1 pseudogene is annotated in these 1,144 nt (G+C 74.5%); it reads right to left on the bottom strand.

Features of this window, described 5'->3' with window-relative positions:
• Window positions 1-1,144: pseudogene (locus tag ACFU5F_RS42485) on the bottom strand (hypothetical protein); the annotation flags it as partial.

Genomic DNA, 1,144 nt, shown 5'->3' with positions numbered 1-1,144 from the left:
TCCTCCGCCGCCCGCTGCTCCACCGCGGCGACCAGGAAGGCCGTCTCCTCGGACGTCAGACCGTCGTAGGCCCGGTCGTCGCCCGCGAACAGTTCCTCGGCCCGCGCCAGGCGGGTGCCCCGGTAGAGCGTGCCCGGGTCGCGGTCGTGCTCCAGCCAGGTGCGGGCGGCGTCGGTCAGCTGCCGGTGGTGGCGCAGCCGCTCCCGGTCCGCGTCGATCCATTCGCGCAGCCGCGGCCAGCTGGTGATGAGTGCCTCGTGGGCGAGGTGTACTCCGTCGTCGTCGGTGGTCAGCAGCCGGGCCCGGGTCAGCCGCCCGGCGACGGCCCGCACTTCGGGGTCCTCCCACCCGGCCATCTCCTCCCAGGTGAGCGGGCGGCGGGTGTCGGCGTTGCCCTGCCCGGGCTCGACCATCCGCAGGAGCAGGTGCCGGGCGGCGTGCGCCTGCGCCGGCGAGAGTTCCCCGTACGCCTCCTCGGCGCTGGCCGCGATCGCGCCGCGTACCCCGCCGGAGGCCTCGTACGCGGCCAGGGTCAGCATCCGTCCCTTGCGCCGCCGCCAGGTCTCCAGCAGGGCGTGGGACAGCATCGGCAGTCCGCCGGGCTCGTCGAGCACGTCCTCGACGATCCGCGCGGTCAGTGTCCGCTCCACGATGAGCCCGGCCGCCTGCGCGGGACCGACCACCGCCTCGCGCAGCTCGTCCGCGGTCATGGGCCCGACCAGGAGCCCGCTCCCGTGCAGCGCCTCCGCCAGTCGCGGGTGCTCGGCGCACCGCGCATAGAAATCGGCCCGCACGGCGATGAGCACGCGCAACCGGCTGTCCGGGTCGCGCGCGGCGAGCAGAAGGTCGAGGAAGCGGTCCCGCTCGGCGCGCTCGCGGCAGAGGGTGAAGACCTCCTCGAACTGATCCACCACCACCCAGCACTCCGGATCGTCGGCCGTCGGCGTCAGCAGATGCCCGTAGGTGGTGGCGGGCCGGGCTCCCGGAGTGAGGATCCGCAGCACCGCCGTACGCCCCGTCCCGGCGGCCTCCTCTCGCAGCCGGGGAATCAGACCGGCCCGCAACAGGGAGGACTTGCCGCTGCCGGACGCCCCGAACACCACGGCGAACCGGGATCCGCACACGAGCTCGCTCAGCTCGTCGA

This window comes from Streptomyces sp. NPDC057438 (assembly GCF_042802995.1).
GTDB lineage: Bacteria > Actinomycetota > Actinomycetes > Streptomycetales > Streptomycetaceae > Streptomyces.
The sequence above is the reverse complement of the archived record's forward strand: the minus strand, read 5'-3'. Positions and strand labels throughout refer to the sequence as shown.